22 protein-coding genes and 3 pseudogenes are annotated in these 22,026 nt (G+C 66.2%); 9 read left to right on the forward strand and 16 right to left on the reverse strand.

Annotation, left to right across the window (positions count from 1 at the left end; genetic code table 11):
* Positions 1-129: 129 nt before the first annotated feature.
* The 9 genes from ACTWP6_RS17820 to ACTWP6_RS17860 all read right to left on the reverse strand — a co-directional run bounded on the left by ACTWP6_RS17820 (position 130) and on the right by ACTWP6_RS17860 (position 8,407).
* Positions 130-651, reverse strand: coding sequence for a hypothetical protein (locus ACTWP6_RS17820; protein WP_443188410.1), 522 nt, complete (start codon positions 649-651; stop codon positions 130-132).
* A gap of 609 nt (positions 652-1,260) precedes the next feature.
* Positions 1,261-1,593 carry a hypothetical protein gene (locus ACTWP6_RS17825; RefSeq protein ID WP_443188411.1) on the reverse strand — a complete coding sequence of 111 codons (333 nt, stop codon included), beginning with the start codon at positions 1,591-1,593 and terminating at the stop codon, positions 1,261-1,263.
* Entirely contained in the window at positions 1,593-3,263 is a 1,671-nt protein-coding gene (locus ACTWP6_RS17830) for a PPE domain-containing protein (RefSeq protein ID WP_443188412.1), read from the reverse strand. The genes ACTWP6_RS17825 and ACTWP6_RS17830 overlap by 1 nt, the downstream gene beginning before the upstream one ends.
* Positions 3,264-3,267: 4 nt before the next feature.
* Positions 3,268-3,576: a DUF2694 family protein gene (locus ACTWP6_RS17835; protein WP_443188413.1), complete on the reverse strand. Its 309-nt coding sequence runs from the start codon at positions 3,574-3,576 to the stop codon at positions 3,268-3,270.
* Positions 3,563-3,871, reverse strand: a complete 309-nt coding sequence (locus tag ACTWP6_RS17840; RefSeq protein ID WP_048424360.1) for a type VII secretion target — start codon at positions 3,869-3,871, stop codon at positions 3,563-3,565. The genes ACTWP6_RS17835 and ACTWP6_RS17840 overlap by 14 nt, the downstream gene beginning before the upstream one ends.
* 62 nt (positions 3,872-3,933) lie before the next feature.
* A complete protein-coding gene (locus ACTWP6_RS17845; RefSeq protein WP_443188414.1) occupies positions 3,934-5,856 on the reverse strand; it encodes a DUF4226 domain-containing protein in 1,923 nt (640 codons plus the stop codon).
* Positions 5,857-5,913: 57 nt separating this feature from the next.
* Positions 5,914-6,066, reverse strand: a complete 153-nt coding sequence (locus ACTWP6_RS17850; protein ID WP_172527968.1) for a hypothetical protein — start codon at positions 6,064-6,066, stop codon at positions 5,914-5,916.
* Positions 6,067-6,143: 77 nt separating this feature from the next.
* Complete coding sequence (locus ACTWP6_RS17855; RefSeq protein ID WP_443188415.1) at positions 6,144-7,232, reverse strand: C40 family peptidase; 1,089 nt, start codon at positions 7,230-7,232, stop codon at positions 6,144-6,146.
* A gap of 35 nt (positions 7,233-7,267) precedes the next feature.
* Positions 7,268-8,407 (reverse strand): hypothetical protein, encoded by a 1,140-nt coding sequence (locus tag ACTWP6_RS17860; RefSeq protein WP_443188419.1) that lies wholly within the window; start codon positions 8,405-8,407, stop codon positions 7,268-7,270.
* A gap of 292 nt (positions 8,408-8,699) precedes the next feature.
* Between ACTWP6_RS17860 and istA the strand changes: the two genes are divergently transcribed.
* From istA to ACTWP6_RS17885, 5 genes and pseudogenes are all read left to right on the forward strand, one after another.
* Positions 8,700-10,220, forward strand: coding sequence for an IS21 family transposase (istA, locus tag ACTWP6_RS17865; RefSeq protein WP_099962972.1), 1,521 nt, complete (start codon positions 8,700-8,702; stop codon positions 10,218-10,220).
* Positions 10,217-10,429, forward strand: a pseudogene (locus ACTWP6_RS17870) (ATP-binding protein); the annotation flags it as partial. The gene istA and the pseudogene ACTWP6_RS17870, both read left to right, overlap by 4 nt.
* 243 nt (positions 10,430-10,672) lie before the next feature.
* Positions 10,673-10,939, forward strand: coding sequence for an SHOCT domain-containing protein (locus ACTWP6_RS17875; protein ID WP_011893751.1), 267 nt, complete (start codon positions 10,673-10,675; stop codon positions 10,937-10,939).
* 63 nt (positions 10,940-11,002) lie between these two features.
* Positions 11,003-11,356: a hypothetical protein gene (locus ACTWP6_RS17880; protein WP_081437659.1), complete on the forward strand. Its 354-nt coding sequence runs from the start codon at positions 11,003-11,005 to the stop codon at positions 11,354-11,356.
* Positions 11,357-11,523: 167 nt separating this feature from the next.
* Entirely contained in the window at positions 11,524-12,108 is a 585-nt protein-coding gene (locus ACTWP6_RS17885; protein WP_011893750.1) for a hypothetical protein, read from the forward strand.
* Between the two features lie 158 nt (positions 12,109-12,266).
* On the opposite strand, the gene ACTWP6_RS17890 is transcribed toward ACTWP6_RS17885, so the two are convergent.
* From ACTWP6_RS17890 to ACTWP6_RS17910, 5 genes and pseudogenes are all read right to left on the reverse strand, one after another.
* Positions 12,267-12,869, reverse strand: a complete 603-nt coding sequence (locus ACTWP6_RS17890) for a TlpA disulfide reductase family protein (RefSeq protein WP_099962926.1) — start codon at positions 12,867-12,869, stop codon at positions 12,267-12,269.
* Between the two features lie 58 nt (positions 12,870-12,927).
* Complete coding sequence (locus tag ACTWP6_RS17895; protein WP_011893748.1) at positions 12,928-13,533, reverse strand: cadmium resistance transporter; 606 nt, start codon at positions 13,531-13,533, stop codon at positions 12,928-12,930.
* Positions 13,530-14,036 (reverse strand): signal peptidase II, encoded by a 507-nt coding sequence (gene lspA / locus ACTWP6_RS17900; RefSeq protein WP_099962925.1) that lies wholly within the window; start codon positions 14,034-14,036, stop codon positions 13,530-13,532. Before lspA ends, ACTWP6_RS17895 begins: the two co-directional genes overlap by 4 nt.
* Positions 14,033-16,001 (reverse strand): annotated as a pseudogene (locus ACTWP6_RS17905) (heavy metal translocating P-type ATPase). Before ACTWP6_RS17905 ends, lspA begins: the two are co-directional and overlap by 4 nt.
* The gene (locus tag ACTWP6_RS17910) at positions 15,998-16,396 is read right to left on the reverse strand and encodes an ArsR/SmtB family transcription factor (protein WP_222878218.1); all 399 of its coding nucleotides are present in this window, start codon (positions 16,394-16,396) and stop codon (positions 15,998-16,000) included. Before ACTWP6_RS17910 ends, ACTWP6_RS17905 begins: the two are co-directional and overlap by 4 nt.
* 376 nt (positions 16,397-16,772) lie before the next feature.
* Here ACTWP6_RS17910 and ACTWP6_RS17915 point away from each other — a divergent pair, with 376 nt between their 5' ends.
* The 3 genes and pseudogenes from ACTWP6_RS17915 to lnt form a co-directional block, all read left to right on the forward strand.
* A complete protein-coding gene (locus tag ACTWP6_RS17915) occupies positions 16,773-17,414 on the forward strand; it encodes a TlpA family protein disulfide reductase (RefSeq protein ID WP_099962924.1) in 642 nt (213 codons plus the stop codon).
* Positions 17,411-17,536, forward strand: coding sequence for a hypothetical protein (locus ACTWP6_RS17920; protein WP_268968745.1), 126 nt, complete (start codon positions 17,411-17,413; stop codon positions 17,534-17,536). Before ACTWP6_RS17915 ends, ACTWP6_RS17920 begins: the two co-directional genes overlap by 4 nt.
* Positions 17,537-17,589: 53 nt before the next feature.
* A pseudogene (gene lnt, locus ACTWP6_RS17925) lies at positions 17,590-18,632 on the forward strand (apolipoprotein N-acyltransferase); the annotation flags it as partial.
* A 42-nt stretch (positions 18,633-18,674) separates the two neighbouring features.
* On the opposite strand, the gene ACTWP6_RS17930 reads toward lnt, so the two are convergent.
* Positions 18,675-19,274, reverse strand: a complete 600-nt coding sequence (locus ACTWP6_RS17930; protein WP_235733795.1) for an HIRAN domain-containing protein — start codon at positions 19,272-19,274, stop codon at positions 18,675-18,677.
* Between the two features lie 470 nt (positions 19,275-19,744).
* Between ACTWP6_RS17930 and ACTWP6_RS17935 the strand changes: the two genes are divergently transcribed.
* Entirely contained in the window at positions 19,745-20,944 is a 1,200-nt protein-coding gene (locus ACTWP6_RS17935) for an IS110 family transposase (RefSeq protein WP_099962922.1), read from the forward strand.
* Here ACTWP6_RS17935 and ACTWP6_RS17940 read toward each other — a convergent pair.
* Positions 20,888-21,841 (reverse strand): hypothetical protein, encoded by a 954-nt coding sequence (locus tag ACTWP6_RS17940; RefSeq protein WP_235733796.1) that lies wholly within the window; start codon positions 21,839-21,841, stop codon positions 20,888-20,890. The genes ACTWP6_RS17935 and ACTWP6_RS17940 overlap by 57 nt on opposite strands.
* Positions 21,842-22,026: the final 185 nt, after the last annotated feature.

Consider the following 22,026-nt stretch of genomic DNA (forward strand, 5'->3'; position numbering starts at 1 on the left):
CTGACCACGATTCCGGCGATGTCGTCGGCCAAACTGGTCCAACAATTCGCGGCGAGTACGGCCGGTTAGGCATTCCCGGGCCAGCGGCAACCGCTGCTGAAGCCGGCATCAGCTAATACCCCCCATCAGCTACCAGCCAGCGCCGAGCTCATTACAGATTGTCTGAGGTCCGCCGTAGGCCATCATGCTGTCGACCCACGCTGCTTTGTCGTAATCCTCCGAGGGCCCCGGCTCAATGTTGTTGGCGAACAGCCAGAGGTCGTCGAGATAGCGTTGCAGCGTCCGCTCAAATCGAGGTTGAACGTCGGGGTGCTGGTCCATGACTGTGTCTGCTCGTCCGACAAAGTCCTCCGTATCCTTGATCAACTTGGGTAGGCCGGCGTCGCGGGCGGGTGATCCAGGTGTGCCGAGCGCGATCCACTCGTTGGACACTTTGTTGTACTCGCTCATCAGCGGTCCGATAGCTGTGCAGAGTGCGCGGTCGGCCTGCTCAGTGGACGCCGGGCTGGACGATGCGGCTGGGTCTCCAGCAGGTGGAGCGGTGCTGTTCGAGTCGTTGCTGCTGGAGCGGGTCGTCAGTGCCACCACCAGCGCGGCTGCCGCCAGAACCACGGCGAGGATGATGCCCGCGGTGGCGAGCGCCGTCCGCAAGCGTCCTGGGCGTGGGGGCTGCAACATCGGTGGAGGCGGCGGCGGGCCGTAGCCGGATGGGCCGGGGCCAGGGGGCGGCCCGTAGGGGCCACCGTTCGGCGGCGGCACATATGCTTGGGTTTTCCCGCCCGCTGTCATAACTCCAGGGTAAACGGCGCCGGTGGGGTCTGGCACCGCCAAATTTAGGCCCCGATCCGCTCCGCACCTCCCGTCAACACATGATTCGTGGCCTTTCACAGGTTGGCTGCCTACAGCTACCCCGCGTCTGTAGCGGGCCCGCGCGGCACCTCAACGAGCCGCTGCGATGGCGCAGCATCGCGCCGCCGAATTTTGTGCACGGAGGGGCGTGGGCGCTGCGGTAGCGTTCGTGGTGTTCCGGTCGCGCCCCCCGAGGTCGGAACCGGAAGGGCCCGACTCCTCCCACCCTTGGTCGGGCCCTTCCACTTATAACTTTCGAACGGCATTTCTTGCCAACGCTTCTCATCACCGCGCTGAGTTGTACCCTTGCCCGTGCGTACGTCAATCCGCGCTGGGTCGTGGCAAGCTTCGCCCGATCGGGAGTCCAAGAATCGGTTCTGGCTCAGTGCTTTTCGGAGCTAGACCGGCGGATCAGATGTCGGTGATGCTGTAGTGGTCCCAGAACTCTTTGCGGGACAGCATCATTGCTTCGTTAGCGGCGGCGAACAGATCGTTGAGCTTCTTTTCCAACGCTAAGTTGGTCAGTGATGTGCGGGCAGCCTCGTGGATGAACAGTTCGAGGAGGCGGCCGTCGTCACCCAGGGTGAACCGCACATAGCCATCGGGGTCTTCGACCTCGGTGCGTAACGCTCCGAGCTGGGCGATCATCTTGTCGAGACGCTCCAGGGTCGCGGCCTGTTCCGCTTCGGAAAACTTGACCTTTTCCTCGTCGCCGAGGTCATCGAAGCCCGCGCCGCCCCACATTAGGCGCCGTCCTTCGGTGCGACGGTCGTGATACGGCGGATCAGCGGAGCGCTACTGCGCTGAGGTGCGTCGTCGTTGGGCGGCGGGTCGTCGTCTTTGCGGTCCGGTGCGGTTGTCGACACTGCGATCCTGTCAGCGGTCACCTTGCCGGTCACCGATTCTGTGTGCGGAAGAGATTTGCCCACAACCTGTTTGGGCTTTGCGTTGCGTTCGTCGGCCCCGCCGCCTTGGCCTGCACCCCCTGGCATGCCGGCCATCGGCATGCCTCCCATTGGCATCATGCCGCCGCCCGGGCCCATCGTGGGGCTCACCGGCGGAGGCAGCGAGCCACCGGTGGGCAAGGTTGGCGGGGTGGGGTTGGGGCCGGTGGAGGGCATCACCGGCGGCGTCGACGGTGCCCCGCCGGAGGCTGGCGACGTCATGCCACCGCCGCCGCCTCCGCCGCCGAAGCCGCTCATGTCGTCCAGGGGCGCATCGTCTAGGCCCAGGTCCTCGGTGCCGATGTCGTCGAGCTCGGGTTGCATCAACCCCGATAGTCCTTGGGTAGCCGCACCCATCGCCTGTGTCCCGGCCTGAATCAGCGATTCGGGCGCCTTCATCACCGATGACATCGCGCCGCCCAGTAGTCCCCCGGCCGCCCCGAGAACCGTGGGGATCATGCTGGGAAGCATCGAGGCCAGCTGACCGGCCATATCCTGTGACCCGGGCTCTCCCGGCGTCGCTTCGCCCGGCAGACCCGTTCCTTCCCCCGCAGCGGCCGCGGCGGCCGCCTCGTCGGCGGGAACGTCGGGGATGCCGTCGCCGTCCAGATCAACCTCACCGGCGGTGGTGGCCTCTGTGCTGGCGTAGTAGCCGCCGAAGCCTTGCGCGGTTTGGGCCTCCATCTGGGCTTTCTGCTCCACCGCGTTGGCCAGCGGCACCGCGTACATGCCGCCGGTCTGCGCGTTAGCCTGCGCCAGCGTCTGTAGCTGGTGGTTCATCGCTTGAAACGCGTCGGGACTCGGAATGTCGCTGCGCGCCTGAGCGACCTCTTGGGCATGGCGATTGGCCTGCTCAGCGACCGTATCGGCGCGCTGGCCGGAGGTTTCCAACGCATTGGCGTATTTGATCAGGTGCCCGCGCACCACGTCGGTGGCCACCGGGCTATCCCAGCTGTCAGGGAGACTGTCGGCGATCAGCCGTACCGCGGCTGAGGCGTCGCGGGCCGAGCCGGCGACCTGGCGCCATCCCGAAATGAACGCTTCGCCGCTGGCGGGGTCGCCGGAGTGGACCGCATTGGAGATGATCTCGGCGGGGGCGGCGGGGGGTGCGGCCAGCACTGGACGCGCGTCGGGAGGGACCGGCGGCGACGGGGGCGCCCAGCCCGACACGGCGGCGCCCTCACTGGCGGTGTTGAGGCTGGAGATTTTGGTCGCGTTGGCCGCATCTTTGGCGGTGAAACCTGCTGCGACGTTGGCCAGCTGTTCGGCGGTGGCTGCCAGCCCTGCCGCCTGTTCGACCAGGACGCTGGCCAAGGTGGTGCCCGCAGTGGTGAGCCTGCCCGCGGCGCCCACCGACGCCGGATCGGCGGCCAGCGGGGGATGCTCGGGGTTAGCTGTCGTCAGATCCGACAGCGCGGCGGTGATCCGTTGCGCTGCCGAGACCAGTCCACTCGGGTCAACAGAAACCATCGGTCTACAGATTCCTCAGTCGGTCACGGGCGGCGGCCAGGTCCCCTTGGGTGGGGAAATCTGCGTAGCAGACGGGATCGAGCTTGGCGTGCTCCATCTGCTCGCGCAGTGCCACCTGCCCCTGAAGATACGCCACGTCAGCACAGGCCACGATTCGCTGAGCTAACTCAAACATGGGGTCACGCATGGCTTTGGGTTCGAGCTGAACGCCCAGGATGTGCCCCTTAACGGCATTTCTGACCAGGACCGCATCGTCGGGGGTCCGGGCCAGGAACGCCTGCTCGCTCAGCGGCAGGTTGTCATTGTTGATCAACTCGGAGGTTTTCTGCGTTGATTTCGTCGCGGGTGACGAAGTTGGCCGCTTCGCGGCGCAACCCGATCGCGGCGCTGCGGTGGGTGTGTTCGTGGTGGAGCAGCGCGGCGTCGCGGTTGACCATCAAGTCCGACACCGCCGACTTGAACTGGTGCATGATCGGGCCGAAGGTGTTGACCGCGGCCAGGATCTCGGCGCTGGCCTCACGGGCAGGCGCAATTTGGTCGGCGACATCGTCGTGCTGGTTGGCGACGGTGCGCATCACCTCAGGGTCGATATGAATCGGGTCGGTCATCTCATAGCTCCTTCGATCTAGATATTGTCGCGATTTTTTGCCGCCGCGTCATACATCAGCCGCTATCCGATGGGGGTGGGCACCGGTGCGCTGGCCAGCGGCGCCGGGTTCGCCGGGTCGGTGGCCGGGGAGGTCGGCGGGATTGGCACCGGCGCGGGAGCCGGGGTGGGCGCTGGTGCGCCGACCGCGCTGGGGTCGAGCCAGCCCAGGAAGCCCGGGCTGGAGGCAATCATCGACGCCGGCACAACCTGGCCATCTTGGAGCGCCTTCACCGAGCTCAGCGCGACAGCGTAATGGTCGTTGAACACCGCGAGCATGCCGGCCGACAGGCGCGACGGATCGACCGGAGCGGTCACCGGAGTGCCCGGCGGGGGCAGCTCGAGGTGCTGTTCGCGGTAGGCCTCCTCGAGTGGCTTGCCGTCGATGTGGGCCTTGACGGCCTGAGCCAGCTCTGGGGTGCGTGCATTGGCGGTCGAGCCGTCCGGAAGCGTGATTGCCGTCGGCGGCGGTGGGGGCGGGCCCGGTGCCGCCAGTGGGGCGCCCTCCCCGGGCGTGCCCGCAGGCACCGGCTCGGGCGGAGTGCCCGATTGTGGCGTCGTGGACGGCGGGGTTTCCCCGGGCACTGGCTCGGGTGCGTGGTCGTGGTCGTCCTTACCCTCGTCCTCGTCGAGCTCGTCGTCCTTGTCCTTCTCCGACTCGACGCCGGGGTCGGGTTCCTCGCGGCGGGCTTGTTCGCCCAGCTGGGAGGCCAGACCGGCCAGCGGCGCAGCGGCTCCGGTGAGAGCATCAAGCGGGCTGCCGCCACCCAATCCGCCACCCGGAGGGAAAGCCCCCATCGCGGCCGGTAACGCGGAGGCCAGCCCCGCCAGCGGGTCCGCACCCATCGGACCGCCCATCCCCAAATCCGACAACATCGGATCGGGCATCGGTTCCATCGGCCCCAGCCCCGCATCCGTGAGCGCGGGATCGGCAAGCGCGGGATCACTGACCGCCGGCGCCGGAGCCGGAGTCGCCGGTGCCGGTTGGGTGTTGGGGTCACTGGGAGTCTCACCCCCGGTGTCCGGGGAGGCTCCGTCCATGTCGTAGAGGGCGGCCAGCGCCGACGCCGCCTTGGCCTGATCCTCGGCAGTCAAAGTCCCCGACTGGAGTACTTCGCCGATAGCGGCGACCTGACTGCGCAAGAACTTCAAGAACGCCTGCTCGCCGGCCGGAGTGTCCAGCGACATCGCCGGGTTGTTGACCGCCTCGACGATCTTCTGCTGGATGTCGTTGAGCTTCTGCTGGCCCTCGGCGGTCGTGGTCCGGGCGCTCAGCATCGCCTCGGTCAACTTGCCCTCAGCCTCGCTGAGTTGGCTGTAGCGGTCCTTCATCTCGTCGTGCAGCTTGCGTACCGCGTCAGCGGTGCGCCCCGACTGCTGTTCATCGGTCGCCACGCCGGGCTGGCTGCCCGGCGGCGGTGTGGCGGGCCGCTGCTCAGATCCCACGACGTCTCCATTGGCGTTGTAGTAGGTGCGCTTGCCTGTCGCTGGATCGTCCACGTAGGAGGCGGCTAGCGGCGCGACCTGCTGGCCTTGAGCGTTGACCGGCACATACTGGCCGGCCTCGTTGCGCCGGAACTCCGGGAAGAAGGGTTGACCGGCCTTACCGTCACCACCAAGTAGCGACACCGAGCCATCGTTGTTCATCACGTAGGTGTTGCCGTTATCGCGATAGGCCAACGAGCCATCGGTCGGTACCCGCGTGCCGTCGCTGAAGACGAGATAGCGGTCCGCGCTCGGATCAGAGGTGTTAAACCGCATACCAGGATCGCCATAGGCGGCTTGGGCCTTGTCCAACACCGTGTTCCAGTACGGGTCCGAGGGGCTGATGTTGGGGGCAAACGCTCCCCCGTCGGCGCGCCAACCCGGATCCCAGCCCATACCGACTCCGGCGACCGGCTTGGCATGCCAGGACACCAGCTCATCGAACTTGCGAGCGTCGGTCATCGTAACCTCTTATGCATCAACATCATTGACGGCAATAGGCCCGCCGCCGCGCTGAAATCAGAAGTGATCACGGGAGATCGTCTCTTCGAGATCGCGCGGCGCTGCGAATTCCGGTGGCCGCTGCGGGGTGGAATCACCGCCGAAGACTTTCTTCGCCCGCGTAGCGAGATCCAAGATTTGACTGGCTTGTTGCTGCAACCCAGACTCCACGGCCACATCCTTTCCTCGGGCGGATAACTACGAGCCTAAAGCCGCGCCGATCCCCCACCGTGCACGATTTTCCGGGGCTACGTGGCCACCGGACGGCGCGCGATAAACCCTGGCGGCATCGGCGCGATACGCACCACATCACCGGTCTGAGGGGCGTGCACTACCTGAGTCGACGAGATCGCCAACATGACATGACCCGGGCCGCGGCCGTCATAGGACGCCTTGGGAAAGATCAGATCACCGGCGCGGACCTCACCAGGAGGCACCGCCACCCCCTGATTGACTTGCGTATAGGTGTCGGGCCCCAGCTGCACGCCGGCTTGACGCCACGCCCACCCCGTGAGCCCCGAGCAGTCAAAGACCGAAGGGCCTTTGGCTCCCCACACATACGGGCGGCCCAGCTTCGACAACGCCGCCTGGACAGCTTGCCCACCCCTACCAGGAGGGATATCGCGGCCCGTGTCGATCCGCGGCGACGGTCGTCGCCCACCAGATCCGCCACCTCTGGAGCCGCCACCAAACCCGCCGCCGCCCAATGGGATTCCCCCGAATCCCCCACCGCTTTGCGGCATCGACAGGCCTGAGCCGCCGCCGAATGGTGAGCCGCTTCCTGCGCCCACACCGCCGCGGCCGCCGTAGGCCATTGACCGCATCATTGCGGCCATGCGGGCGCTGCGGGTTTTGTAGGCCTGCACGACTTGTTGTTGTTGGGCGACGCGCTGGCGTAGGGCGACCAGGAGTGCTTTCTGGCCGGCGGGGGTGTTGGTGAACGGGGCCAGTCCGTTGGTGTCGGCGGCGGCGCCGTTGACGACGGTGCCGGAGCTGGTGCGGCCGGTGCGATCGGCGCGGGCGGCTTCGTCGAGCTGGGTGCTCAGTGCCCGGTCGTTGCCGGCCAGGGTGTCCAGGGCCGGGCCCGCGCCGCCGGCGAAGGTGGTGTAGTTGGTGGCCAGCTGCCCCGACAGTGGCGCCATCTGGGCCTGCCCGGAGCGCACCAGGTCCCCGGCGCCGGAGAGCTTCATCACCGAGCCCGCGGCGGGTCCTTGCCCGGAGGCCGGCGGGTCGCCGAACAGTGAGTGCGCGCGGCCCAGCACCTCACCGACCTGAGCCACCACCGCGCCAACCGACACGAAACCAGTATCAGCGACCCAGACCCACCCCCCAGACACAAAATTCGGCAGCAGGCGGCCCGTGCTGCTACGCGTTAGGTACGCACATACCCGCCGCCCTTGGTCGCGATGTGCACATGGTCGAAATGGTTCGCGGTGGCCCCGCCACGGCCTCCCATCGGTTCACCGCCCCCAGGGCCGTAATACATCGCTTGACGCCAGATCGCGTGGTCGACGCCGAGTGCCTCTTTGTTGGCCATCACAAACGAGAGCACCTCATCCCCCAGGGCCTTTCCCTGCGGGGTATTCCAGTTGGGGATCATCACATCCAGCGCGAGCCCGTTGGGGTGCCACTTCAACGAGTCGGCACGCACGCCGCCTATTTCCCGGATCTGCGGAAACGCCGCCGAGACAGCGCGATTGGTGAGCACGGTGAACTTCTGCAGCCCGTTCTCAGGAGCCTTGCCTGGGGGCAGCTGGCCCTGGATGGCTCTGGCGACAATGCTGCCGGCGTCCAAGGCTCCCAGCCGCCCGCGGCCTCCCGGTCGCGTGCTCGACGTCAGGCGCGTGCCGCTGCCGCCTAGCCCAGACAACCCGGAGAGCCCCTGAAGTCCGCTCAGCGGCGACCCCATTTGTGGCATCGACAGGCCTGAGCCGCCGCCGAATGGTGAGCCGCTTCCTGCGCCCACACCGCCGCGGCCGCCGTAGGCCATTGACCGCAGCATCGCCGCCATCTGCGCGTCGCGGGTTTTGTAGGCCTGCACGACTTGTTGTTGTTGGGCGACGCGCTGGCGTAGGGCGACCAGGAGTGCTTTCTGGCCGGCGGGGGTGTTGGTGAACGGGGCCAGTCCATTGGTGTCGGCGGCGGCGCCGTTGACGACGGTGCCGGAGCTGGTGCGGCCGGTGCGATCGGCGCGGGCGGCTTCGTCGAGCTGGGTGCTCAGTGCCCGGTCGTTGCCGGCCAGGGTGTCCAGCGCCGGGCCCGCGCCGCCGGCGAAGGTGGTGTAGTTGGTGGCCAGCTGCCCCGACAGTGGCGCCATCTGGGCCTGCCCGGAGCGCACCAGGTCCCCGGCGCCGGAGAGCTTCATCACCGAGCCCGCGGCGGGTCCTTGCCCGGAGGCCGGCGGGTCGCCGAACAGTGAGTGCGCGCGGCCCAGCACCTCACCGACCTGAGCCACCACCGCGCCAACCGACACGAAACCAGTATCAGCGACCCCACCGGGCCGTCCGGACATGTAGGTTGCCAAACTCCGTGACATATTCCGACCTTGCGGCCTGCGCCCTTGATGCGCTGCCACCGAGATAGCGGGCACATTTTCGCCATCCAGATAGCGAATCCTAAAACCACACGGTTGTCCAAAAATGTCCGTGGCCATGAAAAAGTACCCACTGGTGGCCAAGTCGAGGTATCCGTTTTTGGCCAAGTAAGAGTATCCACCCCGTGTTCGTCGTGTCGATCAGGAACTGCGGGCCCCGATGGTGACGGTGAAGGCGCCAACCAATCGCCATCACCACCGGGGAGTTCCATTGAAATCTGCGAAGGACCGAATGGACATCATTTCCGCCTACCAACAGCTCGGGTCCTACCGAGCCGCCGCCGCGGAGTGCGGCACCACCCACCGCACCGTGAAGAAGGTCGTGGAGAAGTTTCACGCAGATCAGGCCGGTGTCGCGGCGTCACCGCCGGCCCAACGGGCACACAACTACGATGCGGTGGCCGACCTTGTCGCCGAACGGGTCGAGAAGTCCCACGGTCGCATCTCGGCCAAGCGGGTGTTGCCGAAGGCCCGCGCGGCGGGCTACACGGGTTCGGACCGGAACTTTCGCCGCCTCGTCGCTGAGGCGAAGACGTTGTGGCGCAGTGAGAATCACCGCGGCCGACGCCCGGCGGTATGGGAGCCGGGTGACTATCTGGTCATCGACTGGGCCCAGGCCGCTCCGGGGTTGTTCCTGTTCTGCGCGGTGCTCGCGTTCTCGAGGTGGCGCTTTGTGCGGTTCGCCACCAACGAGCGTGCCTCGACCACGCTCGCATTGATTGCCGAGACGTTCACCGCCGCCGGCGGCGTGCCCGCAAAGGTGCTCGCCGACCGGATGGCCTGCCTCAAAGGCGGCGTGGTCGCCAACGTCGTCGTGCCCACTCCGGACTACGTCCGGCTGGCCGGCCACTACGGCTTCGCCCCCGATTTCTGTCACGCCAGCGACCCACGATCGAAGGGCATCGTGGAGAACCTGTGCGGTTACGCCCAGGACGATCTGGCCGTGCCCCTGTTGACCGAGGCCGCCGTCACCGGCAAGCCCGTCACTCTGCGTGACGCGAACGCCGCCGCCGAAGCGTGGTGCGCCGAAGTGAACGCCGCGACCCATTCGGAGATCTGCGCCATCCCGAACGATCGGCTGATCATCGAACGCGAACTGTTGCAACCACTCCCATCGCTACGCATGCAGATCGGGGTGCCCTCGGTACTGCGCAAGGTCGATCGACTGTCGTGTGTCCGGTACGGGTCGGCCCGCTACTCGGTGCCGATGCGGTTGATCGGATCCACGGTCGCCGTGGTCGTCGACCACGGCGCGATCTGTCTGCTGGAACCCGCCACCGGGGTGATCGTGGCCGAACACGAACTCGTCGCACCCGGCGCCACCTCCATTCTCGACGAGCACTACGACGGACCCCGGCCGGCACCCAGTCGCGGACCCCGCCCGAAGACCACCGTGGAGAAGCAGTTCTGCGACCTCGGTGATGATGCGCAGGCGTTCCTCGTCGGCGCCGCGGCGATCGGCAACACCCGACTGGCCTCCGAGCTCGAAGTCCTGCTGGCTCTGGGCGCGGCCCACGGCACCGACGCCCTGGTCGCCGCACTGCACCGGGCGGTCGCGTTTCGCCGGTTCCGGGCCGCCGACGTGCGCTCGATCCTGGCCGCCGGCACCGGAACACCGCAGCCCCGCCCCGCTGGGGACGCGTTGATCCTGGACCTGCCCGTCGCCCCGACCCGATCCCTGGACGCCTACAAGATCACACCGGCCGCCGCCGACGGCGAGGTGATCCCGTGACCAAACCCCCACCGGTCATCGTCACCGAACCCGTTGCCCCACTATCAGTTCCACCTCTGGCCGCCGATCTCGATGCCGGGTTGCGGCGGTTGAAACTGGCCGCCGTGCGGCGCACCGCACCAGAGGTCCTGATCACCGCCAAGACCCAACGCTGGACGCCCGAGGAAGTCCTGCGCACACTCATCGAGACCGAACTAGCCTTAGTTGATCCAGCGGCCCGCGTGTGCCCTTGATATACCCGCCCGGGTATCGAAGACTGCGGGATCAAGCCAGGAAGTGGTAGGGAAATGATCTCCGGGCCATACCGTTTTACGGAGACAGGCACTTCACTGGTTCGGTACAGCTTGCGGGCACGTTGAGGCACTTCGGCCCTACCGTCGGGACATCCCCTCGCTACATCGTGGTGTCAGGTGAGACATTTCCGGCCAACCAGATGAAAGAGGTTCAAAACCATGATGTATGGCACAGACGGCTACATGTGGGGCGGTTGGATCCTGATGGGCGCGGTGATGGTGATGTTGTCGGCCGTGCTGATCACCGCGGTCGTGCTGGCCGTCCGGTATCTCGCCGGTAGCGATGCACAGCGCAGCCGCGTAAATTCAGCAGCCTCGTCGCGGCCCGAAGATGCTCTGGCACAACGGTTTGCGCGCGGCGATATCGACGAGGACGAGTTTCGGCGGCGAATGACGCTGCTGCGCGAACACCAGGAATCACGATGACTCAAAGTTCCTAGTTCACGGTCGGCCGATAGCGCGGTCGCGGTCGACCGAGGACCTCAGGAATTGGATGCAGCGAAGGAGATTGGGAGCATGACCGATACACCAGAATCAAGGAACGAACGAATCGCCGTGGCCGGACAGCGCAGAGGGGTGAACCACGCCTTGGCGTGGAGTGGCATTGTCGCCGCTGCCGTGTTCACCGTTGCGGTGGTGTTCTTTTCCGGGTTCTTCATCGGCAGGGCCACCGAAGGTTTCGGCGGTAATTGGGGGCATTGTCAAGGAACGCCCGGCATGATGGGGCCCGGCATGATGGGGCCGCAGGGCTCGTGGCCACCGGGAAGCATGGGGCCTTCCGGCCCCTGGGGTCCCGGCCAGTGGCAGCCGCCGACAACCACACCGACCACACCTCGGCCGTAGCGCACAAGAACCGATTCACGCTGCGGCAGGCGCAATCCAAAGTGTCCCGTCGAACCGGCCATCGTCGGGCACGAACCGGCGAAAGCCCACGACGGAAGGCTTGCACACGCGTTCGCCGACAACGCGATGCCCACGGCACATGTCGAGCACGAGCAGGATCATCGGAAATGAACGGAATGAGCAGACGAGCGGCGCTGAGAATGCTCGCCACCGGTGGGGTCATCTTCGGCTTGGGGTATGTCTTGCGCAACATAATCGACATACCGGTCAGCCGTGCTCAACCCGGGATGGGTGGCGCGACGGGTATGGACATGCGCGCCTACATGAACATGTTCATGCGGCATACGGAACTTCGACGCAGCGTCGAAGAGATTCCCGGCGGAGTGCGCACCACCACCGAATCTGACTCCGCCGACCTCGTCGCCGAACTGCAGGCGCACGTCTCATCGATGTACACCCACCTCGATCAAGGCAGTGAAGTCACCTGCATGAGCTCAAGCCTGCCCACCCTGTTCCGCCGCGCTGCCGATTATCAACGTCAGATCACGCTCACACCCAGCGGCGTGGTCGTCGTCGAAACCTCCAGCGACCCAGAACTGACCAACGCCATTCGCGAACACGCCCGCGAAGTCACCGGATTCGTCGTCGAAGGAATGCCGGCGATGATGAGCGGAATGATGGACGGCGGGATGATGGGACCCGGCATGGGTCACGGAATGATGGGTCCCGGCATGATGGGACCAACCAACTGAACCAAAGCAAGCCCACCAGATCAAAACGCAGACGGACCACTAGAGACGAGACGAACCGCTCTCGGTATGCCAAACCCCCCGCACGCTGGCTAGTCACGTCGCTGCACGCTGCACGCTTCAGCAGCGAGGTCACACTTCGAGTCGTCTTGAGCGAGGTGTTAGCTTAGCGCTCGGTGGTCAGCCGATCTAAGTAGTGGCCGCAGGTCCTCGGCCAGTAGTGCCATGAGGTACACCGCGGCGACCCGGTGTTGGCGGTCGAGGACCATCGTGGTGGGCACCACGCTGGTCGGGTAGGTGCGTCCCAGGGTGATGAGGCTGCGCATCGCTGGGTCGAAGATCGAGGGATACTCGACGTTTCGGTCGGTGACGAAATCGCGTGCAGTGTCTCTGTTGTCGCGGACGTCGATACCGAGGAACTGCACACCGCGGTCGCGGTATTCGGCGTAGACCGTCTCCAGTTCCGGAGTTTCGGTGCGGCATGGCGCACACCAGGAGCCCCACACGTTGATCAGGACCACCTTCCCGGTGTAATCCGAGAGCCGGATCGGGTCGTCGGTGAACAAGTCGGGGCCGCTGAGATCACCGATCGTGCCCCGACTCGAAGGAGGGTCGTAGAAGATCGCGGTCTTGCCCCCGGGCGAAACGAAGTCGAAGGTACCGCCTTGGGAGACGGCATCGTCGCCGGTGGTGCAGCCGGTGACTTGGGCTGCCGCGATGACAAGGGCTGCCGCGACGGCCACTATTTGCCTGACGCTACGCATGAAACCTCCTTCACAACAAGCGTTCTGGCGTTGATGTGGTGCGCGGGCGGGGCCTGCCTCACTCTGAGAAGGCCAGGCCGCTGACCAGGATGAAGATGCCGAGGGCGATCAATACAATCGGGAACAGTACGTGTTCCCAGCGTTCGAGGACTTCGGCGATCGGCCGGCGGGTGGCGACGAATTTGGCGATAATGACGAGGACCGCGACGAGCACGAGGAAGACGACGCAGTAGGCCACCACGGCCGCGGGTCCCACGCTGAGGAAGACGGGGACGTAGACGCCGATGTTGTCCCCGCCGTTGGCGAAGGTGACTGCCGCGACGGTCCAGACGCCGACGTTCTTGCCCGCGACCCTTCCATCGTCGTCGTCATCGTCATCGTCGTTTCCACGCCAGGCCTTCCATGCCGCCCACAGTCCCAGGGCCAGGGGTATGAGTCCGAAGTACGGAATGATCTGCGGGGGAAGAAATGCTCCCGCACCCAGCGTTACGAGCACGGCCGCGCCCAGGATCCCCGCAAATCCCAGGTACTGGCCTGCGGTGATCCGGGCCGTTGTCCCGCGTTGCCCTGCGCCGCGGGCGAAGAACAGCGAGAGCACGATGATGTCGTCGATGTTGGTGACGATGAACAGGCCGATCGCGGGCAGAATCGACGTAAGGATCATGTGGCTGCCCCCGTGTCTGCGGTGTGGCTGGCGCGCCAACTAGCCAGAGCGAGTGCGGCGGCGCCTGTGACGACGAAGACGTCGGCGAGGTTGAAGGTGGGGAACCAGCCCGTGTGCAGGTAGTCGGTGACCAGCCCGTCGGCGGCGCGGTCTATCAGGTTGGCCAGCGCGCCACCCAGCAGGGCGGCTAGTGCTAGCACGACGGGCAGCGCGGCGGTGCGCGTGAAGCGGTAGGCGAACACCGCGAGTGCGACCACGATCACGCCGGTGACGGCGAGCAGGACCGCTGGGGGCAGGGTGTCGCCGAGGCTGAATGCCACCCCGGGGTTGAAGGCCAGCCGCAGGTGTAGCAGCCCCAGATCTGTTGAGCTGCCGTCGTTCAGCGCGCGGCCGGCCCACGCCTTCAAGCCCAGGTCCAGTCCCGCGATGATGACCGCCGTGGCGGCCAGGGTGATCCGCGCCCGAGTCACCCTGGCCTCCGAGCTGGGGTTACCGGCGGTCACGACGGTGCGCCGACCGCCGCCGCGCGGTTGTGGCTGGCTGGCCGTTCTATCGGCGTGATGGCCAGAGGTTTGGTGCGCCCGGCGCGCACACCGTTGGCGATAACGACGATTTCGGCGAGTTCGTGGACCAGCACGACGGCGGCCAGTCCGAGGATGCCGAACAGTGCCAGCGGCACCAACGCGAGGATTAGGCCCAGGGACAGGCCGACGTTTTGCAGCATGATCCGCCGCGCCCGCCGCGCGTGGGTGAACGTCTGAGGCAGGTGGCGCAGGTCTTCGCCCATCAACGCCACGTCGGCGGTTTCGATGGCCACGTCGGTGCCCATCGCGCCCATTGCGATACCCAGGTCGGCGGTGGCCAGCGCTGGAGCGTCGTTGACGCCGTCGCCGACCATCGCCGTGGGGCGCTGGGCACGTAGCTGTTCGATCAGTCGCGCTTTGTCCTCGGGGCGCAGCTCGGCGTGCACGGCCTCGATCCCGACGTCGCGGGCCAATGCGGCTGCGGTGGCCTGGTTGTCGCCGGTGAGCATTGCCACGTGATAGCCCGTCGCGGCGCAGTTGGGCGACCACCTCGGCGGCCTCGGGTCGCAGCTCGTCGCGCACGGCGATGGCGCCGATTACCTGGCCGTTGTCTTCGACGAGGACGGCGGTGGCCCCGGCGTGCTGCATGCGCGCCACCCCATCGGCGAGCGGGCCCGGGTAGAGCCAGCCGGGCCGGCCGAGGCGGATGGTGCGCCCGTCGCGACGTCCGTTGAGCCCGGCACCGGTGACGGCCTCCACGTCGGTGGCTGGGGTGACGTCGTCGACGGCGGCGAGGATCGCCGCGGCCAGCGGGTGCTCGCTGCGCGCTTCCAGGGACGCAGCTAGATCCAGCACCTCTTCGCGGGTGGCGCCGTTGGTGGTGGCCACGTCGATGACTGCGGGCCGGTTCGCGGTGAGTGTGCCGGTTTTGTCCAGGGCAACGCCGCGTATCTTGCCCAGCCCTTCGAGTGCGGCGCCGCCCTTGACCAGCGCTCCGAGCTTGCTGGCGGCGCCGATGGCGGCCACCACGGTGACGGGCACTGAGATCGCCAGCGCGCATGGTGACGCGGCGACCAGCACCACCAGTGCACGTTCGATCCAGGTGGCCGGGTCACCGAGCAGGCTGCCGATCACCGCGATCAGTGCCGCGACGATCATGACCCCGGGAACGAGGGGTTTGGCGATGCGGTCAGCGAGGCGTTGGGAGGCGCCCTTGCGGGACTGTTCGGCCTCCACGATGCGCACGATGCGGGCCAGCGAGTTGTCGGCGGCGGTGGTGGTGACCTCCACCTCGAGTACCTCGGTGCCGTTGATCGACCCGGCGAACACCTCATCACCGGGCCCGGCCTCCACGGGAACCGACTCACCGGTGATGGCTGAGACATCAAGGGCGGTGCGGCCTTGGCCGATGATGCCGTCGGTTGCGACGCGCTCACCGGGCTTGACGAGCATCCGGTCGCCGATCCGCAATACCGCTGGCGCGACGGTCTTTTCGCCGCCGTCACGCAGCACGGTCGCTTCGTCGGGCACCAGCGACAACAGCGCGCGCAGTCCGCGTCGAGTGCGCGCCAGCGAGTACTCCTCTAGGCCCTCGCTGATGGAGAACAGGAAGGCCAGCATGGCGGCCTCACCCACCTCGCCGAGGATCACCGCGCCCACGGCGGCGATGGTCATCAGCGTGCCAACGCCGATTTTGCCCTTGGCCAGCCGTTTGAGGGTGGACGGAACGAAGGTATAGGCGCCGGCCAGCAGCGCCACCGCCTCCAGCGTGAGGACGACCGGCCCCGCGGCGTCGAGGAACCCGGCGATCACCGCTGCCAGCAGGAACACCCCTGAAATGGCGGCGAACTGCAGTTCCTTGATCTGCCAGAGCCGCTCGGGCTCACGCTCCTCCTCGTCGGCGCCGCGGGGTTCGTCATTGCCGCAGCCGCAGGCGTCGCTCATCGGCCGATCTCCTCCGCATCGATCGTTGCGCCTGTGCGGGAGCGGGTGCCGTAGTTGGGGCACAGCGCGACGGCGTTGCCGGTGGCGGCCAGAAGTGTCTCGGCTGAGGCCAACAAATCGAGCAGTTCGGGGCGGGTCAGGGAGTAGAACATCTGCCGGCCCTCGGGCCGCCCGACTACGAGCCCGCAATCACGAAGGCACGCCAGATGCGCCGACACTGTGGACTGCGCCATAGAGAGCAGTCCCGTCAGATCCACCACCCGGGCTTCACCGTCAGCCAACCGCTGCAGGATCGCCAGTCGAGTCGGATCCGCCAAACCGTGAAACAGCGCCGCCGCTGGAGACAGATTGGGGGACGGCCGTGCCGAGCCGCAATCGTCGGTTGTCATCGCCATAAGACGATGATAGCGCAATCTTCGCACTCATCGCCAAACGACGGTGAAAGCAAAAAAGTTCGTTGATTGGTGCGGGTCGGCGCAACCTCCAACGCATCCGAAGACGGCGACCGGCAGGTGCTGCGGCCGGCGCCTCCTGGGATGGGCATGGGAGAGAATGCCTGACCTGCTGCGTGCCCCTGAGGCCACGCGATCCTCTTGAGCGGTTCAGTGCCGGATCGATGTAATGCCAGGGTCATCGGCCCCCTCCCGGAACGTTGGCGGCTCATCAACGGTGGCAGGCTCGAACAATCTACTATGGCCCCTAGTAGGAAGGGTGCCGTCGGTAGCGCCCAGGACCCAGCCGGTGTCAACTCGGCAACAGGGGAGGTGCCAAGTGCGGGCTCGGCTGCGGTGGACGGTGTTCGCGCTGGTGGTAATAGCCGCGATGGCGGTGGCGATCTGGCCGCGTACGCCCCAGGTCGACGGTACTAATACCTCCGGCCCCGGGCTTACCCTTCCCGCTGCCGCCGTTGGCGACGCCGATACCGGCGAACTGGCGCGACTCACCGCGCGTGCGGCCTTGGCGCCGTGCCCGACACTACGTGAGGGGGCGCCGCCCAAGGGTGATTTGGCTGGTGCGCTGGCGTCGTGCCTGGGGGCGCGGACCATGTTCGACGTCGGCGCGGCGCTCGCCGGTGAGCAGACCCTGATCAACCTGTGGGCGTCATGGTGCGCCCCGTGTCGGGAAGAGATTCCGGTGCTGGACGCCTACGCCGGGCAGCCGGGCGCGGTGCGGGTGGTCGGGATGAACGTGCAGGACACCGACACCGTGGCGCTGAGCCTTCTGGCTGATCTGGGTGTGCACTACCCGTCCTTCGGCAACGCCGACGCCGTCGGGCAGGTCCTAGGCGCTCCCCCGGTCCTGCCGCTGAGCTACTTCGTTGGCACCGACGGCACCGTCCGCCGGGTCACCACGCCCACGGTGTTCCGTGACGTCGAGCAGGTTCGTGCGGCCGTCGCGGCAATGAACCCGTGACCGGCCCCTTGGCCAGGCTGACCGGGAGGCGCGGGGCGGGGCAACCCGACGAGGACACCGACGCGATGGCGGCGCTCACCGACGGGTCCGCCAATTCCGATGGGGCCCCGCCCCGCCGTTGAGCAGACCTCGGGGTGCAGGTCTAGGTGCTGCGGTGCTGCGCCGACTGCCCCGGATGGCCGGCGCGATCGCTGCGGGCCTGCTGTTGTGCGTCAGCTTTCCGCCGTTCGGGTGGTGGTACACCGCGATCGTCGCGTTCGCACTGCTGGCCTGGGTACTGACCCACGAGTCGACGACGCAGATCGGCGGGCTCGGATATGGACTTCTGTTCGGCCTCGCGTTCTACGTTGCGCTGCTGCCCTGGACGAGCAGCTTCGTCGGCGTCGGCCCATGGCTGGCGCTGGCGGGCATGGAGTCGGTATTTCCCGCGCTGTTCGGCGCGGGGGCAGTGCTGGTGCGCCGACTGCCGGGCTGGCCGATCTGGGTCGCGGCCGTGTGGGCCGTGCAGGAATGGGCCAAATCCAATGTTCCGTTCGGCGGATTCCCTTGGGGCGCAGTAGGGTTTGGCCAGACCGACGGCCCGTTGCTGCCGATCGCCCAAATCGGCGGGGTGCCGCTGGTGTCATTTGCGGTCGTGCTCCTGGGCGTCAGCATGGCCGCCCTGGCGAGCGAGGTCATGCGCCGTGACGCCGTGACGCCGCCGGTGCCGGCCACGCGGGCCCTCCCGCGATGGTGCTGCCCGGTGCGTGCATCGGCGTGGTGCTATTGGCTACCACCGTGGTCTGGCCGCAGGTCCGGCAGCCGTCGACCGATGAGTCCAACGACCCGGTCGTCACCGTGGCCGCGGTGCAGGGCAATGTGCCGCGACTCGGCCTGGACTTCAATGCCCAGCGTCGCGCCGTGTTGGACAACCACGTTCAGGAAACCCTGCGGCTCGCAGACGAGGTGCGCGCCGGGCGTGCTGCGCAACCGCAGATCGTCGTGTGGCCGGAGAACTCTTCAGACGTCGACCCGTTGGCCAATCCCGACGCCGTCGAACGGATCACGATCGCCGCGCGGGAGATCGGGGCGCCGATCCTCGTCGGCGGCGTGCTCGCCGGGCCGGGATACAGCAGCACCAACCCGGTGACCCTCAACTCGGTGATCGTCTGGGATCCGGTCGGCGGCCCCAGTGACCGTCACGACAAGCAGATCGTGCAACCTTTCGGCGAGTACCTGTGCATTTGCCGTTCGAACTATCAAGGTGGAACGGGTGTGAAGTTAGACCGCATTCCAGTCTGGGCTGTCGAACACAAAAGAACTGCAATGTCCGCCCAAGCGCAGCAGTAGCCGCAGGTGCGGATGAGTTACAGCAGGGTTGGCGCGCACGACTGTCAGATCGTAAGTGCCGCTGGTCATTACCGAATGGACGTAGTCAAGAAGCGGATCGGGCACAAACCCCAAGTGCATCCCACGATCAACAACCCGGATCGCCGCTGAGTTAACAGGGTTCTCGGGGTCGCGCTCCAGCCCGAGGCGATGGCCCGCCCGAAGGGCGGTTATTCGGTGGCTGGCCTCTACGCTGCGATGCCTGACGCCGTGGGCAAGGAAGTGCGCCGACGTTTCGCCTGTGGTCCGATCGAATCGGGGTATAGAGACAAGTTCGATCGGGTCGCCTTCGCGATGCCCGCCGGACGCGGTCAGGATCTCCCAGGCATCAGCGTCGGCATCGAGATCCAAAGCTTCAAGGTATTGAGGACGGTCCGGCCGCTTAGCGCTCATCACCCGGTCGGCGAACGATGGAAATAGCCTCTCGGAACGGTAAAGACGGCTGACGTCACGGAACCCAACGACCGGCACGAAAGTAGGATCAGCCGCCACGCGAGCCAAGTACGTGAATTGATACGTCGGGCGCTCGGCCCCTCCGGTCAACCTATCGAGGTAGCCAATCGCCCGATACACCCCATCGTCAGCACCGCGACGCGTGACAATCAACCTCGACCGACGAAGACCTGGGTCTGCATCTGTCGACTCGACTAAGAGATCAACGGAGTGCATCACGGATTCGCTTTCGATTAGTGGCTAGTGCTGTCCTCACGAAACTACGGGTCGGGTCCGACATTGATGATGGAAGAGCGTTGCCGTGTAGGTCGTGACTCTGGGTCTGACTGACGCCCTGCTGGGTTGTCTTTAATTTGATCTGTCCGGCCTACACGGTGCGCGTCTTGTTCACGCCGGACAGGACGGACATGACCTAATCAGGAGCCTGGCCGTTCCTCATCAATGTCTTGTCTGCCCGCCCTGGCCGGTGTGTGCCCCACCCAACGCTGGCCAGAAGGGACGCCATCATTTTGACAGAATCCACGCTCCTCGTCGCCGGTGCGGATACCCACGCCGACACCATCCACATCGCCGCGATCTCCATGACCGGCGCCGCGATCGGTGACCGCGAGTTCCCCACCACCGGCGCCGGTTACGCCGCGGCCATCAGATTCCTCATGTCGATGGGGCAGGTGCAGCGGATCGGCGTGGAGGGCACCGCCAGCTACGGCGCCGGAATAGCCCGAGCGCTCACGAGTGCTGGCATCGAGGTCGTCGAGGTGACCCGCGCCGTCAAGTCCACCCGACGGCTCAGGGGTAAATCTGACCCCCTGGATGCCTACAGCGCTGCCCGCACCGCTCTGGCCGGCGACGGACTGGCCACCCCAAAAGACGATGCCACCTCCGGACTGCGAGCCCTGCACATCGCCCGCCGCTCAGCGGTCAAGCACCGCACCGCGGTGATCAACCAGCTCAAAGCCATGCTGGTCTCGACACCAGACGCGGTGCGTGAAAAATATCGTGGACTAACAACATTGAGGCTGATCGAGGCGATCGCCCGCTGCCGCCCCGAAGCGCAGCCCGACCCCTGGGCGCAGTCGGTGCTCATCGCGGCCAAGATGCTCGCCCAGCGAGTGCAGTTCCTCGAGGTCCAAGCCGAGGCTCTCCAGGCCCAGATCGAGGTCTTCGTGGCCGACGCGAATCCCGGGCTGCGGGCGGCCTACGGCGTCGGCGCGGACACTGCGGCCCAGCTGTTGATCACCGCCGGGGCTAACCCGCACCGACTGCACAGTGAGGCTGCATTCGCCGCGCTGTGCGGAGTGGCGCCGGTGCCCGCATCCTCGGGCAAGACCAACCGACACCGACTCAGCCGCGGCGGAGACCGCGCCGCGAACAATGCTCTGTTCCGCATCGCCTTGGTGCGCATGTCGCATCACCAGCCGACCAAGGACTACGTGCAGCGACAGATCGCCTTGGGCCACACCCGGATGGAGATCCTCCGCAAACTCAAACGGGCCATCGCCCGAGAGGTCTTCAAACTACTGACCCGACAAATCGCCGTGCCCGAGTACACAGACCTGCGCTCGGCACGGCAAGCCAAGAACATCACCGTCACCTCCGCTGCCAAGCACTTCGGGGTCTGGCCCACCGTCATCTCCCGCATCGAACGCGGACTACAACGCGACGACGCCTTCGCAGATACCTACAGAAACTGGCTCAAAGCCGCTTGACACAAATAGGAGCATCAGATTTGGTGTCGCTGCAACGATATCGAAGCATAGATCCAGGTCAACGTCGGTTATTTGAGCTGTCCAGTGTTGTCGTGCCGCGCCTCCGCAGACTGACAGGGCCTCAGCGGCGACATTTACCAGGCTGATCGCCTCGCCGGCGTTAAAGCGTTTTGTTCGCCCGTGCTCGCACCACTGCACGACGGTCTTCTGCTCAATTCGCTGGGCACGGACCCTATCCTCGTCACCGCTGGCGAGGGCCGACCCGTGATCGAAGCTTGGACCGAGGCAAACGTTACCTGTCCTGGAGTTTTGCAGCACTCCCCAATTGTGCGCATGCCGGTCGGTGTTCGCGATCCAGGTGTCCAGGAGCAGATAGCCCGCGAAGACATCGAATGCGGTCCAGTCGGCGTAACTGGTGCCCTCCGGACCTTGCAGCCCCTCTAATGCTTCGCGAATGGCGCTAATCGTATGGCCGCGGCAGGATTTGGCATCGAACTCGTCGTCGCGCTCGGCAAGCAATGCTGCTCCCGGGGTCCATGCCCACGCGCGAGGCCGCATGTCTCGGCTCATCGAGCCATAGACGCGTTGGTGGGTGCGTAACTGGACAACTGTCGCCAACTCCGTTTCCGCTGCAGGCACAGACAGCAGCTGGGCGACCTCGTAGGAGATCTTCTCCGCCCAGTCCTCTCCGCGAACGAGCACGTCGGGTTTTTCGCCGCGATGCTGACGTTCTTTGGACAGTTCGAGGGTTTTGATGCGGCGTGGCTTGAACAACCAGTGCCCGGCATGCGGCGAAGTCTCTGGTGCTATGAACCATCGCTTCGCTTCGTCACCTCCTGGTTCGCTCTCACCGCGAGTCCAGTCGGCGAGGTCGACGACTTCGTAGCTGTCCACCACGGTGCGAACTCTAAGTGGGGGCTCCGTGAGACGGGGCGAGGCAGAGCGGCGCGCCGTCTGCAGCAAGGGCCTGCGACTTAGAACGGCGCCCTGCCGAAGGGTATGTTCGTTAGCCAAGGCTCACCTCGGAGAAAGTGTCGTGGATGTCAACCCGTCGCACTCGCTGGAATCGCATCGTCGCCCTC

Source organism: Mycobacterium sp. 4D054, assembly GCF_052245755.1.
In the GTDB taxonomy this organism is placed as follows: domain Bacteria; phylum Actinomycetota; class Actinomycetes; order Mycobacteriales; family Mycobacteriaceae; genus Mycobacterium.

Excerpts from the sequence above, each read along its gene's own strand:
- ACTWP6_RS17825 (WP_443188411.1), bottom strand. The coding sequence starts at position 1,593 with ATGTGGGGCGGCGCGGGCTTCGATGACCTCGGCGACGAGGAAAAGGTC.
- ACTWP6_RS17830 (WP_443188412.1), bottom strand. The coding sequence starts at position 3,263 with ATGGTTTCTGTTGACCCGAGTGGACTGGTCTCGGCAGCGCAACGGATC.
- ACTWP6_RS17840 (WP_048424360.1), bottom strand. The coding sequence starts at position 3,871 with ATGACCGACCCGATTCATATCGACCCTGAGGTGATGCGCACCGTCGCC.
- ACTWP6_RS17845 (WP_443188414.1), bottom strand. The coding sequence starts at position 5,856 with ATGACCGACGCTCGCAAGTTCGATGAGCTGGTGTCCTGGCATGCCAAG.
- ACTWP6_RS17860 (WP_443188419.1), bottom strand. The coding sequence starts at position 8,407 with ATGTCCGGACGGCCCGGTGGGGTCGCTGATACTGGTTTCGTGTCGGTT.
- ACTWP6_RS17875 (WP_011893751.1), top strand. The coding sequence starts at position 10,673 with ATGATGTATGGCACAGACGGCTACATGTGGGGCGGTTGGATCCTGATG.
- ACTWP6_RS17885 (WP_011893750.1), top strand. The coding sequence starts at position 11,524 with ATGAACGGAATGAGCAGACGAGCGGCGCTGAGAATGCTCGCCACCGGT.
- ACTWP6_RS17890 (WP_099962926.1), bottom strand. The coding sequence starts at position 12,869 with ATGCGTAGCGTCAGGCAAATAGTGGCCGTCGCGGCAGCCCTTGTCATC.
- ACTWP6_RS17895 (WP_011893748.1), bottom strand. The coding sequence starts at position 13,533 with ATGATCCTTACGTCGATTCTGCCCGCGATCGGCCTGTTCATCGTCACC.
- ACTWP6_RS17910 (WP_222878218.1), bottom strand. The coding sequence starts at position 16,396 with ATGGCGATGACAACCGACGATTGCGGCTCGGCACGGCCGTCCCCCAAT.